Below are 14,712 nucleotides of genomic sequence, written 5' to 3'. Positions count from 1 at the left end.
CCCACATGAAACGCGTCCGAATCCTCGTCTTCAACGCCGCGCTGGGCGTCCTCGACTACCGCGTCCCCGAAGGCATGGCGATAGAATTCGGCGCCGTGGTGATCGCGCCCCTCGGGCCAAGGCAGGTCCTCGGGATCGTCTGGGAGCCGGAACGCCTGAGCACGCAGGAAGTGCCTGAATCCAAACTGCGTCCACTTCTCGAAGTGCTGCCCGTACCCCCGCTTCCCGAACGACTGCGCCGATTGATCGAATGGACGGCGGATTACTATTGTGCCTCGCTCTCCTCGGTCGCGCGCATGGCACTCGGCAGCATGGCAGCGCTGCGCGGCGGAGGCACGACCACCGAATACCGGCTGACGGGGCATGAACCCGCCCGCCTGACCCCCCAGCGCGCCGCCGCTCTCGATGCCCTGCAGGGCGAGCAGGGCTCGATCAAGGAACTTGCGGAACTGGCATCCGTCTCCGAAGGCGTGCTGCGCGGGATGGTCGGCGCGGGATTGCTGGAGCCCGTCGTGGTCGATCTGGACCGCCCCTATCCGCGGGCCCTGCCCGAGTTCGCCGAACCGAAACTGTCCGACGGCCAACAGGCTGCGGCCGACATATTCGTAGAAGCCGTGCGCACGCACAAGTTCGCCCCCTTCCTGCTCGACGGCGTCACCGGCTCGGGCAAGACGGAAACCTATTTCGAGGCGGTGGCCGAAGCCCTGCGTCTCGGGCGACAGGTCCTGGTGCTGCTTCCCGAGATCGCTCTCACCGAAAATTTCCTCCGCCGCTTCGAACATCGTTTCGGTGTCCCTCCGCTGCTTTGGCATTCCTCGCTCAAGTCCAGCGAACGGCGGCGGGCGTGGCGTTCCATCGTCCTTGGTGACGCTCAGGTGGTCGTAGGGGCACGTTCTGCCCTGTTTCTACCCTATGCCCGACTGGGCCTCATCGTGGTGGATGAAGCACACGAAGTCTCGTTCAAGCAGGATGACGGCGTGCGCTACAACGCACGCGACGTGGCGGTGATGCGCTCCAAGTTCGAGGGTATTCCGGTGGTTCTCGCCAGCGCCACCCCCGCCCTCGAATCGATGCAGCTTGCGGAAGCGGGGGTCTATCGCAAGGTCGACCTGCCGGCCCGTTTCGGCGGCGCGCAACTGCCCGATATCCAGATCCTCGACCTCCGGCAGGAAGCGCCGGAGCGCGGCAAATGGCTTGCTCCCCGCCTCGTCGAGGAGATGAAGAAGCGGCTGGCGAAGGGCGAACAGTCGCTGCTGTTCCTCAACCGCCGGGGCTATGCGCCGCTGACGCTTTGCCGCCACTGCGGTTATCGGTTCCAATGCCCGAACTGCACGGCCTGGCTGGTGGAACACCGCTTCTCCGGGCGCCTAGCCTGCCATCACTGCGGCCACGAAGTGCCGGTTCCCGACGCCTGCCCCGAATGCGGCACGGGCGACTGCCTCGTCGCCTGCGGGCCCGGCGTCGAACGCATTGCCGACGAGGTAGCGGAAATCCTGCCCGAGGCACGGGTGGCGCTGGTCACGTCGGACACGATGAATACGGCCGAGGCCGTCGGTGAATTCGTCGCCAAGGCAGAGGGCAAGGCGATCGACGTGATCGTCGGAACGCAGCTTGTCACCAAGGGCTATCACTTCCCCGACCTTACGCTGGTGGGCGTGGTCGATGCCGATCTCGGCCTTGAAGGTGGCGACTTGCGCGCTGCCGAGCGGACCTATCAGCAAGTCGCTCAGGTGGCCGGTCGCGCGGGACGCGGCGACAAGCCGGGCGAGGTGCTGATCCAGACCCGCCATCCCGAAGCCTCCGTTATAGCCGCCCTTGCCGCCGGAGACCGAGACGCGTTCTACGCCGCGGAAACAGACGCCCGCCGAGACGCCGGCGCCCCGCCGTTCGGCCGCTGGGCAGCGATCATCGTGTCTTCCGAAGACCAGTCCGAAGCGCAGGCAGCCGCTCGCGCCATCGGCGGTACCGCGCCCAACCATCCCGACATGCTGGTGCTCGGCCCGGCTCCCGCGCCGCTTTCACTGCTGCGCGGACGTCACCGTTTCCGCCTGCTCATCAACGCCCGGCGATCCGCCGAATTGCAGAAGATGCTGCGCGAGTGGCTGGAGCCGCTTCAATTCCCGCGCAGCGTCAGGGTAAACATCGACATCGATCCATACTCGTTCGTATGAGCCCAGCGGTTCAGCCCCGTTCCCGCTTCAACAGTTCTCGCTTGATCGCCTCGCCATAGGCATAGCCGCCGATAGAACCATCTGCCCTGATGACGCGGTGGCACGGGATGAGCACTGCAACCTTGTTCGCGCCATTGGCCGAACCTGCTGCACGCACCGCGCCCGGCTTTCCCACCGCCGCCGCGATCTGCGCGTAACTCCGGGTCTCACCGGCAGGAATACGTTGCAACTCGCGCCACACCGCCTCCTGAAATGCGGTCCCCTGCACGTCCAATGGTATCGCGCGAGACTGGCCCGGCTGCTCCACTGCCGCGACGACCTTTTCCAGCAGGCTCTCGAATTCGCTACCCCCCTCGACGAGCTGCGCATGGGGGAACCGCCCGGCCAATTCCTCGCCTCCTTCATCGAACGAGAGACGGCACACGCCTTTTCCGGTCGCGGCAACAAGCATCCGCCCCAGACTGGTCTGAACCACGGCCCAATGAATCGTCACGCCTCGCCCACCGTTTCGCCAGGCCGATGGGGTCATGCCCAATCTGCCCTCGCTGGCTTGATAGAACCGCGAACTCGCGCCGAACCCCGCCTCGTAGATCGCCTCGGTCACACTGGCGCCTCCACTCATGGCATCACCGGCACGCTCAACTCGGCGTACGCGCAGATATTCCGAGGGAGAAAGGCCGACGGAGCGCTTGAACACGCGCTGGAAATGGGTGGCACTGTATCCCACCGCTTCGGCCAGTTCCGAAAGACGCGGTGAGACTTCATCCGCATCCAATATCCGCAGCGCATGCGCAACGGCCTCCTCATCGCGCGACACGTCGTTGGGGCGGCAGCGCAGACAAGCCCTCAAGCCTGAACACTCCGCTTCGCCAACCTGCGCGAAGAACCGAACGTTCTCTCGCCGGGGATGCCGGGCCGAACAGGACGGCCGGCAATAGATACCCGTCGAAAGCACACCCGTAACGAAGCGCCCGTCGAAGCTGCGATCCCGTTCGAGCACCGCCTGCCATGCCCGCTCGTCCGTAATGCCTGCCTCAGTCACGCCGATGTCCTCGAACTTCATTGTTGGCCTCCATGACCCTCGATCCGCGCAGAGAAACATCCGCGCAAACCACGCAGCCACCGCGAGCGGGCGACGAAGCGCTCACCTTCCGGCACGTCCTCCGGAATATATATCGTGCAAGCGGTACGATAGGGATTAGCGTCATCGTGCCTCCCGCAATCGAGCGGCACCGGGCTCTCGATCAACCCGGCGTCGTCCCTTCTGACGCGGCAGCGATGAGCCGGTTGTCCATCGGCAGTCATACGCTGCGCTTCGTGTCTGGCCAATTCCGCGGGATCCATCCCGAATAAGGGCTGGAATTGCAGCACAGGCAATTCGATGATTCGACAGGTCATGGGAAACTCCGCAGGATCGTTTGTCCCGACCTTGCCGCACCCGCGATCCTGTTACTTCCCGCCCCTTGCTTTTAAAGCGCTTTCCCAAGCATTGTCTCAATCGCGCCTGCGGCAGCTTGCATCGTAACACTATCGTCGCTATGCGCGCCCCGTCTGCGGGCCGGGGGGCACGTCATTGTCGTGCGCCCCAAAGTGCCCCAGCCCACCCGATGTAAGGATAGGACACGCGTGGAGAATTCCGGCGGCATCAAGGCCAGCTTGCAAGGACGCTACGCTTCGGCGCTGTTTGATCTTGCCAGCGAGAACGGCACCGTAACGACGGTCGAATCCGACCTCGAGAAGATCGGCCTGGCGATCAGCGAAAGCCGCGATCTCGCCGAGTTGATTCGCAACCCCGAAGTCAGCCGCAAGGCTGCCGGCAAGGCTATCGAAGCCGTCGCCGACGTGCTCGGCCTCGCACCTCTGACCAAGAACTTCGTGGGCGTGCTCGCGGCCAATCGCCGCCTCTCCGCCCTGCCCGAAATCATCCGTGCCTTCGTAGCGATCGCCGCCGCCCAGCGCGGCGAGGCGACCGCCGAAGTCAGTTCTGCCCACGCCCTGAACGACCAGCAGGTCGAACAGCTGCGCCAGAAGCTGGAACTGCGCGAAGGCCGCAAGGTCAAGGTCCGGACCAACGTCGACCCAGACCTGCTTGGCGGTCTTGTGGTCACCATCGGGTCCAAGCGCATCGACAGCTCGATCCGCACCCGTCTCAATTCGCTCGCCCAGGCCATGAAGGGCTAAGAAAGGCAGAACAATGGATATCCGCGCAGCAGAAATCTCGAAGGTCATCAAGGACCAGATCGCCAGCTTCGGCACCGAAGCCCAGGTTTCCGAAGTCGGCTCGGTTCTGTCGGTCGGTGACGGCATCGCCCGCATCCACGGCCTCGACAAGGTCCAGGCCGGCGAAATGGTCGAATTCGCCAACGGCGTTCAGGGCATGGCGCTCAACCTCGAAGCCGACAACGTCGGTGTCGTGATCTTCGGCTCGGACGCCGAAATCAAGGAAGGCGACAGCGTCAAGCGCACTAACACCATCGTCGACGTTCCCGTCGGCAAGGGCCTGCTCGGCCGCGTGGTGGACGCTCTCGGCAACCCGATCGACGGCAAGGGCCCGATCATCGCTGACAAGCGCGCCCGCGTGGAAGCCAAGGCGCCGGGCATCATCCCGCGCAAGTCGGTGCACGAACCCGTGCAGACCGGCCTGAAGGCGATCGACGCCCTCGTCCCCGTCGGCCGCGGCCAGCGCGAGCTGATCATCGGTGACCGCCAGACCGGCAAGACCGCCGTCGCCATCGACACCTTCATCAACCAGAAGGAAGCGAACAAGGGCGACGACGAGTCCAAGAAGCTTTACTGCATCTACGTCGCTGTCGGCCAAAAGCGCTCGACCGTCGCGCAGATCGTTCGCCAGCTCGAAGAAAACGGCGCGATGGAATACTCCATCGTGATCGCCGCGACCGCTTCGGAACCGGCTCCGCTTCAGTACCTGGCGCCCTACACCGGCGCCGCCATGGGCGAGTTCTTCCGCGACAACGGCATGCACGCCGTGATCGTGTATGACGACCTTTCCAAGCAGGCCGTCGCCTATCGCCAGATGTCGCTGCTGCTGCGCCGCCCGCCGGGCCGCGAAGCCTATCCCGGCGACGTGTTCTATCTCCACAGCCGCCTGCTTGAGCGCGCTGCGAAGATGAACGAGGAAAACGGTGCAGGCTCGCTCACCGCGCTGCCGATCATCGAAACCCAGGCTGGCGACGTTTCGGCCTACATTCCGACCAACGTGATCTCGATCACCGACGGCCAGATCTTCCTTGAAACCGGCCTGTTCTACCAGGGCATCCGTCCGGCCATCAACGTGGGTCTGTCGGTGTCGCGCGTCGGCGGTGCAGCCCAGACCAAGGCGATGAAGAAGGTTGCCGGCTCGATCAAGCTGGAACTGGCGCAGTACCGTGAAATGGCGGCCTTCGCGCAGTTCGGCTCGGACCTCGACGCTTCGACCCAGAAGCTCCTCAACCGCGGTGCGCGCCTGACCGAACTGCTCAAGCAGAAGCAGTTCTCGCCGCTTGCGTTCGAAGAGCAGACCGTGTCGATCTTCGCCGGCACCAACGGCTATCTCGACAGCCTGCCGGTTTCGAAGGTCACCGAGTACGAAGCCGAAATGCTCGACTTCATGCACGAGCAGCATGCCGACGTCCTCGCGCTGATCCGCACGACCAAGGACTTCGGCGACGAAGCGAAGAGCAAGACCAAGGCTGCGCTCGACGCCTTCGCCAAGCAGTTCGCGTAAGTACAACCGCCATCCCGGCGAAAGCCGGGACTGCCGGCAGGGTCGCATGACGCTGCCAGCGGTCCCGGCCCATGGTCCAGGATGACGAAACGAGGAACAACGAGTGGCTTCGCTCAAGGAACTCAAGGGCCGCATCAACTCGGTCAAATCGACCCAGAAGATCACCAAGGCCAAGCAGATGGTCGCCGCGGCCAAGCTGCGCAAGGCGCAGGCCGCCGCGGAGTCCGCGCGTCCCTACGCCGCGCGTCTGGCCGAGGTGATGGGCTCGCTCGCGAGCAAGATCACGGTCAGCGAGAACAGCCCCCGGCTGCTCGCCGGCACCGGTAGCGACAAGGTGCACCTGCTCGTCGTCGCGAACTCGGACAAGGGCCTTTGCGGCGCGTTCAACTCGAACATCGTCAAGGCCGCCCGCGTCAAGGCAAAGGAACTGGAAGCCCAGGGCAAGACCGTCCTGTTCTATCTGGTGGGTCGCAAAGGCCGTGCGCCGCTGCGCCGCGAATTCCCGAAGCAGATCGCACACCTGTTCGATACCACGGACGTACGCGATCCCGGTTTCGACGAAGCCGAGCGCATCGCCAACGAACTGGTCGCCCTCTATGAGGCCGGCAAGTTCGACGTGGCGCACCTGTTCTACTCGAAGTTCCGCTCGGCGCTCGTTCAGGAACCGACCGACCAGCAGATCATCCCCGTTCCCGCTCCCAAGGCCGTCGTTGCGACCGCCGGCGCGGATGCGGTGACCGAGTATGAGCCGGAGGAGGAAGAGATCCTCGCCGCGCTGCTGCCGCGCTACCTGCGCACGCAGCTCTTCGGCGCCCTGCTGGAAAACGCCGCGTCGGAACAGGGCGCGTCGATGACGGCCATGGACAACGCGACGCGCAATGCGGGCGACCTGATCAAGAAGCTGACCATCCAGTACAACCGCAGCCGTCAGGCCGCGATCACGACTGAACTCGTTGAAATTATCGCGGGCGCGGAAGCGCTCTAAGACATCGCAGGCAAGGAAACCAAAATGGCCACCGCCCCCGTGCTAAACCAAACCGCCACCGGCAAGATCAGCCAGATCATTGGCGCCGTCGTCGACGTCACCTTCGAAGGTGAGCTGCCGGCAATTCTCTCCGCGCTGGAAACCAGCAACAACGGCCAGAAGCTGGTCCTTGAAGTTGCCCAGCACCTTGGCGAGAATACCGTCCGCACCATCGCCATGGACGGCACCGACGGCCTGACCCGCGGTCAGGACGTGATCAGCACCGGCGCCCAGATCTCGGTGCCGGTCGGCCCGAAGACCCTCGGCCGCATCATGAACGTCGTCGGCGATCCGATCGACGAGCGTGGCCCCGTCGGTTCGGACATGTTCGCCCCGATTCACGCCGAAGCCCCGCCGTTCGTCGACCAGTCGACCGAAGCGGCGATCCTGGTCACCGGCATCAAGGTCATCGACCTTCTCGCGCCTTACGCCAAGGGCGGCAAGATCGGCCTGTTCGGCGGCGCCGGCGTGGGCAAGACGGTTCTCATTCAGGAACTGATCAACAACATCGCCAAGGGCCACGGCGGCGTCTCGGTCTTCGCGGGCGTCGGTGAACGTACCCGTGAAGGTAACGACCTTTACCACGAGTTCCTCGACGCCGGCGTTATCGCCAAGGACGCCGAAGGCAACGCCACCTCGGAAGGTTCCAAGGTTGCGCTCGTGTTCGGCCAGATGAACGAGCCCCCGGGCGCCCGTGCCCGCGTCGCCCTCTCGGGCCTGACCATGGCCGAGTACTTCCGCGACCAGGAAGGCCAGGACGTCCTGTTCTTCGTCGACAACATCTTCCGCTTCACCCAGGCAGGCGCGGAAGTGTCGGCTCTGCTCGGCCGTATTCCTTCGGCAGTGGGCTATCAGCCGACCCTCGCCACCGACATGGGCCAGCTGCAAGAACGCATCACCTCGACCACCAAGGGTTCGATCACCTCGGTCCAGGCGATCTACGTCCCTGCGGACGACCTTACCGACCCGGCTCCGGCTGCATCGTTCGCTCACCTTGACGCGACGACCACGCTGAACCGCGCCATCTCGGAACTGGGTATCTACCCGGCCGTCGACCCGCTCGACTCGACCTCGCGCGTTCTTGAGCCCCGCGTCGTCGGCGCCGAGCACTACGAGACCGCCCGCAAGGTTCAGGAAACCCTGCAGAAGTACAAGTCGCTTCAGGACATCATCGCGATCCTGGGCATGGACGAGCTTTCGGAAGAAGATAAGCTCACCGTCGCCCGCGCCCGCAAGATCCAGAAGTTCCTTTCGCAGCCGTTCCACGTCGCGGAAGTCTTCACCGGCATCTCGGGCAAGTTCGTCCAGCTCGAAGACACCGTGAAGTCGTTCAAGGCCGTCGTCGAAGGCGAATACGATCACCTTCCCGAAGCAGCCTTCTACATGGTCGGCGGCATCGAGGAAGCGGTCGCCAAGGCCAAGAAGCTGGCCGAAGAGGCGTAATCAGTCATGGCACTGCACTTCGAGCTCGTCACGCCGGCCAAGCTCGTCCGCTCGGAAGACGTCCACATGGTGGTCGTCCCCGGCACCGAAGGCGAGTTCGGCGTGCTGGAGGGTCATGCACCCTTCATGTCGACGATCGCCGATGGCGCGCTCAAGGTCTACAAGACCGAGAACGCCGCACCGGAAGAGATCCGCATCACCGGCGGTTTCGCCGAAGTGGGCGACAAGGGCCTGACCGTGCTCGCGGAGCACGTCGGGGTCTGATCTACCGTCCGGTTGGACGATACTGAAAGCGCCGGACCGCACATCGCGGTTCGGCGCTTTCGTCGTTTTACGGCCCTGCTTCGCCCTTTCGATTGTCAGGCAGGCCGGTTGCGAAGGACGATCCAGGGAACATTGTAACCGTCGAAGTCGAGCCGCTCGTTGCGGCGCATGAACGGCGGCATGTGGTCTCCGACGATGAGAAAATCAGTAGGAGGCAGCGCCGGGTCCATCGCCAGCGCCGAAATGGCTTCCGCGATGTCGTGATGCGCCTGAAACAGGCGGCACTGAAGCAGCGACGCATGAGCGAGCGGTGCCGCACCATCCTCGCAGCCGGCCAGCCCCGGTGTCGCCCCTGCAAGCACGGGAATGTGGGAATTGAGGGTCACCCAATAGATGAACTGCGGCCGACTTGCCGACTTGAGCCGCTGGCCGATCTGCGCCGCGATATCCACGTCGCAGGCGCCGGGCCACATCCCGCCACATTTGCGGGCACCGCCGCGAACCAGGTCCGGCGCGAATTCGGTTCGGGCGAACCCTGCTTGCGGCCACCACGCCCTCCTGTCGAAGAAGCCGCCCTCGAAGGCATGGATCGCGAGAGTGTCGTATCCGGCTTTTGAATAGCGACGGGGCAGGCAATCCGCATGAGCGAAATCGAACCCGTCGAAATTCGCGAATGCGCCGCAAAGCTCCCTTATCTCCCCATTGGTAGTCGAGCCGAAGTAGGCAACCTTGCCCCTTGCCACTTCGTACCTGCCACGCCACGCTGGCCGATCCCAGTCTGCAGCGAACAGCCGCTTCCCTTCCTCGAACGTCGGAATGCCGAGCGCTTCCACGACGATCACCACGAGATGCCGTCTGGCCGGGCCGGGTTGAGCCACGCCGCCACTCTCGACACCGGATGCGAAAGGCGTCCCTTCCGGCGGCAGTCCTTTGTAGGTATTACTGGTGGCGACGGTCGCGACGGCATCGATCTGCATCATGCCGAGGATGGCACAGATCGCAAAAATCCAGTTTGACGGCCTGGCGAAATGCTGGACCCGTCCCGCCCCGCGAACTGCCAGTGCAAGGGTTGCGCAAAGAATGACGAGACCGGCAAGATATTCCGCCGACGCCAGCGGCTTGGCATTCTTCAGGAACTCCGAGGCGGCATCGATGCGCATCGCTTCGAGGTTGAACGAGTTCACGATATATTCGAACGTGATCCCGAGCCCGAGCACGGCCACCGCCATCCGGCGAAGCAGGAGCGAGCGCATCTGCGAGAAAGCGAGCGCGAGCAGGCCGGCAACGAAGATCGGACGCCCCATCGGCGGCCCGCCGATCGGCCACATCACGATCACGATGATGTTCGGCAGCAGCAGCCAGTAAAGGCACCAGCGCCAAGGCCATTGATGGGCCGGAATTCTCATTGCAATCTCGCTTTTCCGCCCCGTGCTCTTCTGACAGACTACCTAGGTTTCAATCGGTGAAACTTTGCTTAATTCAAGGTTGACGCTTCCGGGTCGGTGCGTGGAAATCGGCGGGCTTCCCCGCTATCCATCGCAGGAAGCGCGCGATGGCCGGGTCTCGTGAGAGGGCTGCGGGATCGGCCGGCAGGCGTGCAAGTTCGGCATTGCTGAAGGTCGCATGGATCGTGCGGTGGCATATCGGGTGGAGCGGCACGGTTTCTCGCCCGCCTCGGCTTCGCGGGATCGGATGATGCCACTCCGTCCTGCGGCCCAGCGGCCGTTGGCACAGCCAGCAAACCGAACCCTGCACCGCGCCCGCCTGAGACATTTTGCTCCTTTCTCCACCCTTTGCACCGATGCGGCAACCTGCCGCCATTAGGAAGTTATCAAAGTTTCAACCTTAATCCTTCGCTTATCGCGGGACATCGCGCCGGACGAGAGCCGGGGCGTTGAAAGGGTTGACGAGACAATGACGGCATTCGGGCGGCGTAACGGCATCGGCGGCATGGGTCAGGGCGCCCGGCCGGCATTCGGCGTGGCCAAGCCGCTGAAAGGGGGCGCCGAGAAATCGCCGATGCCCGGCAACGTGCCGATGCCTGGCGGCGAACCGTTCCCGCCGGTACCGGGGATAGACGCCCCCTCGCCCGCGAATTCCCGCGATGACGCCATGTCTCGCCTGGCCGACCGCGCCAATGCGGTTCACGACAACCAGTCCGACCAGAACGGTTTCGAAGCCTCCATCCACAAGATCAAGGAGCAGGTGCTTCCCCGCCTGCTCGAACGCGTCGACCCCGAGGCGGCCGCCACGCTGACCAAGGATGAGCTGTCCGAGGAATTTCGCCCGATCATCATCGAGGTGCTGGCCGAGCTCAAGATCACCTTCAACCGCCGCGAGCAATTCGCGCTGGAGAAAGTGCTGATTGACGAACTGCTTGGCTTCGGCCCGCTGGAAGAGCTGCTGAACGACCCCGACGTGTCGGACATCATGGTCAACGGCCCGAACCAGACCTACATCGAGAAAAAGGGCAAGCTCCAGCTCGCGTCGACCAAGTTCCGCGACGAACAGCACTTGTTCCAGATCGCCCAGCGCATCGTCAATCAGGTCGGCCGCCGCGTCGACCAGACCACCCCGCTGGCCGACGCCCGCCTCAAGGACGGCAGCCGCGTCAACGTGATCGTGCCGCCGCTCAGCTTGCGCGGCACCGCGATCTCGATCCGCAAGTTCTCCGAGAAGCCGATCACCATCGACATGCTCAAGGACTTCGGGTCGATGAGCGAGAAGATGGCCACCGCCCTCAAGATCGCCGGCGCCTGCCGCATGAACATCGTCATCTCCGGCGGTACGGGTTCGGGCAAGACGACGATGCTGAACGCCCTGTCCAAGATGATCGACCCGGGCGAGCGCGTGCTGACCATCGAGGACGCCGCCGAACTTCGCCTGCAACAGCCCCACTGGCTGCCGCTGGAAACCCGCCCGCCGAACCTCGAAGGCCAGGGCGCTATCACCATCGGCGACCTTGTGAAGAACGCCCTGCGTATGCGGCCTGACCGCATCATCCTCGGCGAAATCCGCGGCGCCGAATGCTTCGACCTGCTCGCCGCGATGAACACCGGCCACGACGGTTCGATGTGCACGCTCCACGCCAACTCCCCGCGCGAATGCCTTGGCCGTATGGAAAACATGATCCTGATGGGCGACATCAAGATCCCCAAGGAAGCCATCAGCCGCCAGATCGCCGAGTCGGTGGACATCATCGTTCAGGTGAAGCGCCTGCGCGACGGTTCGCGCCGCACCACCAACATCACCGAAGTGATCGGCATGGAAGGCGATGTCATCGTCACGCAGGAACTCTTCAAGTTCGAGTATCTCGACGAGACCGACGACGGCAAGATCATCGGCGAATTCCGCCCATCGGGCCTGCGTCCCTATACGCTCGAGAAGGCCCGCCAGTTCGGCTTTGACCAGGCCTACCTCGAAGCCTGCCTCTGACATCTGGTTGATACCGGACCGGGTACGAAACCCGCCGCGCCGGATCGCCTTCGCTGCGGCCCGGCGGGCTGGCGGCACATCCGGGCCGGGCCGCGGCCGCAGCCGATAGGCAGTCTCGCGCGTCATCCCCACGCGGCGCGCGCGCAGCGGATTTCCGGCGCGCCCCGAGAACGCCGCCTGCCGCGCGGGCGTCCAGCCATCGGCACGGGATCGCGGCCGGACAGGCACTAAGGCCGGTACACGGACATGGCAGGCGCGGCGGCGGCGAGAAGGGGTGTTCTTGATCCCCGAACATAGGACAGCTTTGCCTGCAGTGGGAAAGCGCTCCCTTCGATGGGCTAAACATCGCGATGATCGCTTGCCCCGCGCGGCTACACGAGAGCGGGGCGCTTCCGTTCTACCCGGCGAACCAGTCCCGTCCGGCCACGCCGAGCAGCAGGACGGCCAGCATCAGCGCGAAGAAGAACACCGTGGTCCACGGCATGAAGCCCACGCGGTCGAGATCGCGGCGCTTCATCCGGCGGCGGTCGCCGATCCAGGCGATGACCGCGAACAGCGCGGCGACACCGCCCACGGCGGCCATGATCTTGTCGGAATCGTTCATGGAGCGCCCTTGCCTACTTCCGCGAGGAAGTTAAAGCCCGGCCGGTGAACGCCGCCCCATCCCGTCAGGATCGCCCCCTTCTCGCACTTGGCTTGCGGCTGATGGCGATGGTCATGCTCTCGACGATGTTCATGCTCGTCAAGCTGGCCGGTCGCCACGGCGTATCTGCAGCCGAGATGGTGTTCTGGCGGCAGGCCATGTCAGTGCCGCTCATCGCCGGGTGGCTGCTGGCGACCGGCCGGATCGGCCAGTTGAAGACCCGCCGGGTCTCCTCCCATGCCTTCAGGGCGACCTCGGGCACGCTCGGCCTCGTCTGCAACGTCACCGCCGCCATGCTGCTGCCATTGCCGGTGGGCACGACACTCGGCTTCACGGCGCCGCTCTTCGCCGTGCTCATCACCGCGATCGTCCTGCGCGACAAAGTGGGGCCATGGCGATGGCTGGCGGTCGTGCTCGGTTTCGCGGGAGTTCTCGTCATCACCCGCCCCGGTGGGGAAACCGGGGCGCTTCCTCTCGCAGGGTTGGCCGCCGGGCTCGGCGCCGGAGTGATCGTCGCCGTGGTCAGCTTCCAGATCCGCGACCTCGCACGGACAGAGGCACCCATCGCCTGCGTGTTCTGGTTCGCCTTCTTCGGTTCGCTTTTCGCAGCCGTGCTTCTGCCGTTCTACGGTCAGTCCCACGAGCCCCGCGTCTGGCTGCTGCTTGTGGCGGTGGGGCTGGCGGGCACCCTTGCCCAGCTCCTTATCACCGCAGCACTTCGCCATGGAGCGGTGGCCACCGTCGTGGTCATGGACTATACCGCGCTGATCTGGGCGACGGCCTATGGCTACACCATCTTCGGCGACCTGCCGCCTGCCTCCACCTGGCTCGGCGCGCCGCTCATCATCGCCGCCGGGCTCATCATCACCTGGCGCGAACACTATCTTTCGAAGCGAATTTCGCCGACCTCGTCGCTGGACGAAAGCGCGATCGAGGAAACCGTGCCTACCGCAAGGTGATCGGCGGGAACCGCACGCACGGCCACGAGTTGCGTCCTTCGATCCCGGCAGAAAACGCCGGGACCTCCAGGAAAAGGAAACCGACAATGGTCAAGAAACTCGTTCTCGCGCTTGTCGCCGGAGGCATCGTCTTCTCCGCAGCAGCCTGCAACACCGTGAAGGGCGCTGGCCAGGACATCGAATCGGTCGGCAAGGCCGGGGATGACGCCATCAACCGCTGACAAGACTGACTGCAGACCCCTTCCCCTCGCAATCCCGATGGATTAGCGCCGAAAAGCGGCGACCATTTCGCTCGCCGCTACAGGAAGGATTACGCAGTCATGATCAGGAAAGCGGTTCTGGCGCTGGCGGTATCGGGCCTCGTGCTCGGCGCGGCGGCCTGCAATACCGTGCGCGGCGTCGGACAGGATCTCGAATCTGCCGCGAATTCGGTGGATCGCGCAACCTGAAACGGCTGCGGCGCGAAATGGATGGTCCATTTCGCGCCGCAGCCTTCGGTTCTCTCGCGCCGTGAAGCAGGAGCCCTTGTTCTTATGCCTGCCCGCCCTCAGCTATCGGTGATGTGATCCGCCACCATCGAGCGCGCACGCTGCCACAGGATCAGGCGGCTCACTACCACCATGCCCAGCACGAAACCCAGCATGGCATCGGTCATGAGCAGAGCGTTGGCGGCATGAGGATCACCCTGAACGCCCATTCCGCCCGGCAGGATCAGCCGCCGCACGGCGAACACCGCGAGCACGAGCACTAGCGCCAGCGGTGATTGGCGCATCATGACGCGGGCCTCGTCGCCCTCCCCCTCGACATGAAGGCGCATGAGGCGCGAGCGCTGCATGCCGATGCCGCCGCCGACCGCAAAGCCGGCAAGCAGCGCCAGCCAGCCCAGAATGCTCGGCGGCATGCCGTAGAGCGCGAGGGATACCGCCGCCGAAACGATCAGCGGCGCGACCCAAAGGAGGGGAAGACGGAGCGGCCTCGCCTTTTCGAGGCTGCGGAAACGCCAGGCCATTACCCCGACGAAAATCAGCAACGGCAACCAGGCCGCAAAC

General features: G+C 64.4%; 15 protein-coding genes. 10 read left to right on the top strand and 5 right to left on the bottom strand.

Annotation, left to right across the window (positions count from 1 at the left end; all coding sequences use genetic code 11):
- Positions 1 to 5: 5 nt before the first annotated feature.
- A complete protein-coding gene (locus U9J33_RS09780) occupies positions 6 to 2,171 on the top strand; it encodes a primosomal protein N' (protein ID WP_054441623.1) in 2,166 nt (721 codons plus the stop codon).
- Between the two features lie 10 nt (positions 2,172 to 2,181).
- Here the strand turns inward: U9J33_RS09780 and ada are convergent, their stop codons facing one another.
- Positions 2,182 to 3,234, bottom strand: coding sequence for a bifunctional DNA-binding transcriptional regulator/O6-methylguanine-DNA methyltransferase Ada (gene ada / locus U9J33_RS09775; protein WP_197283124.1), 1,053 nt, complete (start codon positions 3,232 to 3,234; stop codon positions 2,182 to 2,184).
- A gap of 563 nt (positions 3,235 to 3,797) precedes the next feature.
- Here ada and U9J33_RS09770 point away from each other — a divergent pair.
- From U9J33_RS09770 to U9J33_RS09750, 5 genes are all read left to right on the top strand, one after another.
- Positions 3,798 to 4,352 (top strand): F0F1 ATP synthase subunit delta, encoded by a 555-nt coding sequence (locus tag U9J33_RS09770; RefSeq protein ID WP_054441615.1) that lies wholly within the window; start codon positions 3,798 to 3,800, stop codon positions 4,350 to 4,352.
- 13 nt (positions 4,353 to 4,365) lie between these two features.
- Positions 4,366 to 5,895, top strand: a complete 1,530-nt coding sequence (gene atpA / locus U9J33_RS09765) for a F0F1 ATP synthase subunit alpha (protein WP_132468757.1) — start codon at positions 4,366 to 4,368, stop codon at positions 5,893 to 5,895.
- Between the two features lie 103 nt (positions 5,896 to 5,998).
- A complete protein-coding gene (locus U9J33_RS09760) occupies positions 5,999 to 6,880 on the top strand; it encodes a F0F1 ATP synthase subunit gamma (protein ID WP_185997515.1) in 882 nt (293 codons plus the stop codon).
- A 24-nt stretch (positions 6,881 to 6,904) separates the two neighbouring features.
- Positions 6,905 to 8,362, top strand: a complete 1,458-nt coding sequence (gene atpD / locus U9J33_RS09755; RefSeq protein ID WP_054441611.1) for a F0F1 ATP synthase subunit beta — start codon at positions 6,905 to 6,907, stop codon at positions 8,360 to 8,362.
- A 6-nt stretch (positions 8,363 to 8,368) separates the two neighbouring features.
- A complete protein-coding gene (locus U9J33_RS09750) occupies positions 8,369 to 8,626 on the top strand; it encodes an ATP synthase F1 subunit epsilon (RefSeq protein WP_054441608.1) in 258 nt (85 codons plus the stop codon).
- Positions 8,627 to 8,721: 95 nt separating this feature from the next.
- On the opposite strand, the gene U9J33_RS09745 is transcribed toward U9J33_RS09750, so the two are convergent.
- Positions 8,722 to 10,032: a sulfatase-like hydrolase/transferase gene (locus U9J33_RS09745; protein ID WP_324694839.1), complete on the bottom strand. Its 1,311-nt coding sequence runs from the start codon at positions 10,030 to 10,032 to the stop codon at positions 8,722 to 8,724.
- A 73-nt stretch (positions 10,033 to 10,105) separates the two neighbouring features.
- Positions 10,106 to 10,399, bottom strand: coding sequence for an HNH endonuclease (locus tag U9J33_RS09740; RefSeq protein ID WP_292636670.1), 294 nt, complete (start codon positions 10,397 to 10,399; stop codon positions 10,106 to 10,108).
- 141 nt (positions 10,400 to 10,540) lie between these two features.
- Between U9J33_RS09740 and U9J33_RS09735 the strand changes: the two genes are divergently transcribed.
- Positions 10,541 to 12,061, top strand: coding sequence for a CpaF family protein (locus U9J33_RS09735; protein ID WP_185997517.1), 1,521 nt, complete (start codon positions 10,541 to 10,543; stop codon positions 12,059 to 12,061).
- Positions 12,062 to 12,458: 397 nt separating this feature from the next.
- On the opposite strand, the gene U9J33_RS09730 is transcribed toward U9J33_RS09735, so the two are convergent.
- Positions 12,459 to 12,665, bottom strand: coding sequence for a hypothetical protein (locus U9J33_RS09730; RefSeq protein ID WP_054441604.1), 207 nt, complete (start codon positions 12,663 to 12,665; stop codon positions 12,459 to 12,461).
- Between the two features lie 44 nt (positions 12,666 to 12,709).
- Here U9J33_RS09730 and U9J33_RS09725 point away from each other — a divergent pair, with 44 nt between their 5' ends.
- The 3 genes from U9J33_RS09725 (at position 12,710) to U9J33_RS09715 (ending at position 14,112) form a co-directional block, all read left to right on the top strand.
- Positions 12,710 to 13,663: a DMT family transporter gene (locus U9J33_RS09725; RefSeq protein WP_324694835.1), complete on the top strand. Its 954-nt coding sequence runs from the start codon at positions 12,710 to 12,712 to the stop codon at positions 13,661 to 13,663.
- A gap of 86 nt (positions 13,664 to 13,749) precedes the next feature.
- Entirely contained in the window at positions 13,750 to 13,884 is a 135-nt protein-coding gene (locus U9J33_RS09720; protein ID WP_054441740.1) for an entericidin A/B family lipoprotein, read from the top strand.
- Between the two features lie 99 nt (positions 13,885 to 13,983).
- Positions 13,984 to 14,112, top strand: a complete 129-nt coding sequence (locus tag U9J33_RS09715; protein WP_292636669.1) for a hypothetical protein — start codon at positions 13,984 to 13,986, stop codon at positions 14,110 to 14,112.
- A gap of 98 nt (positions 14,113 to 14,210) precedes the next feature.
- Here U9J33_RS09715 and U9J33_RS09710 read toward each other — a convergent pair whose 3' ends face one another.
- Positions 14,211 to 14,672: a DUF1453 domain-containing protein gene (locus U9J33_RS09710; protein WP_231636203.1), complete on the bottom strand. Its 462-nt coding sequence runs from the start codon at positions 14,670 to 14,672 to the stop codon at positions 14,211 to 14,213.
- Between the last annotated feature and the right edge of the window lie 40 nt (positions 14,673 to 14,712).

This window comes from Novosphingobium sp. RL4, from assembly GCF_035658495.1.
Taxonomy (GTDB): Bacteria; Pseudomonadota; Alphaproteobacteria; order Sphingomonadales; family Sphingomonadaceae; genus Novosphingobium.
This window is presented reverse-complemented; position numbering and strand designations above follow the sequence as displayed.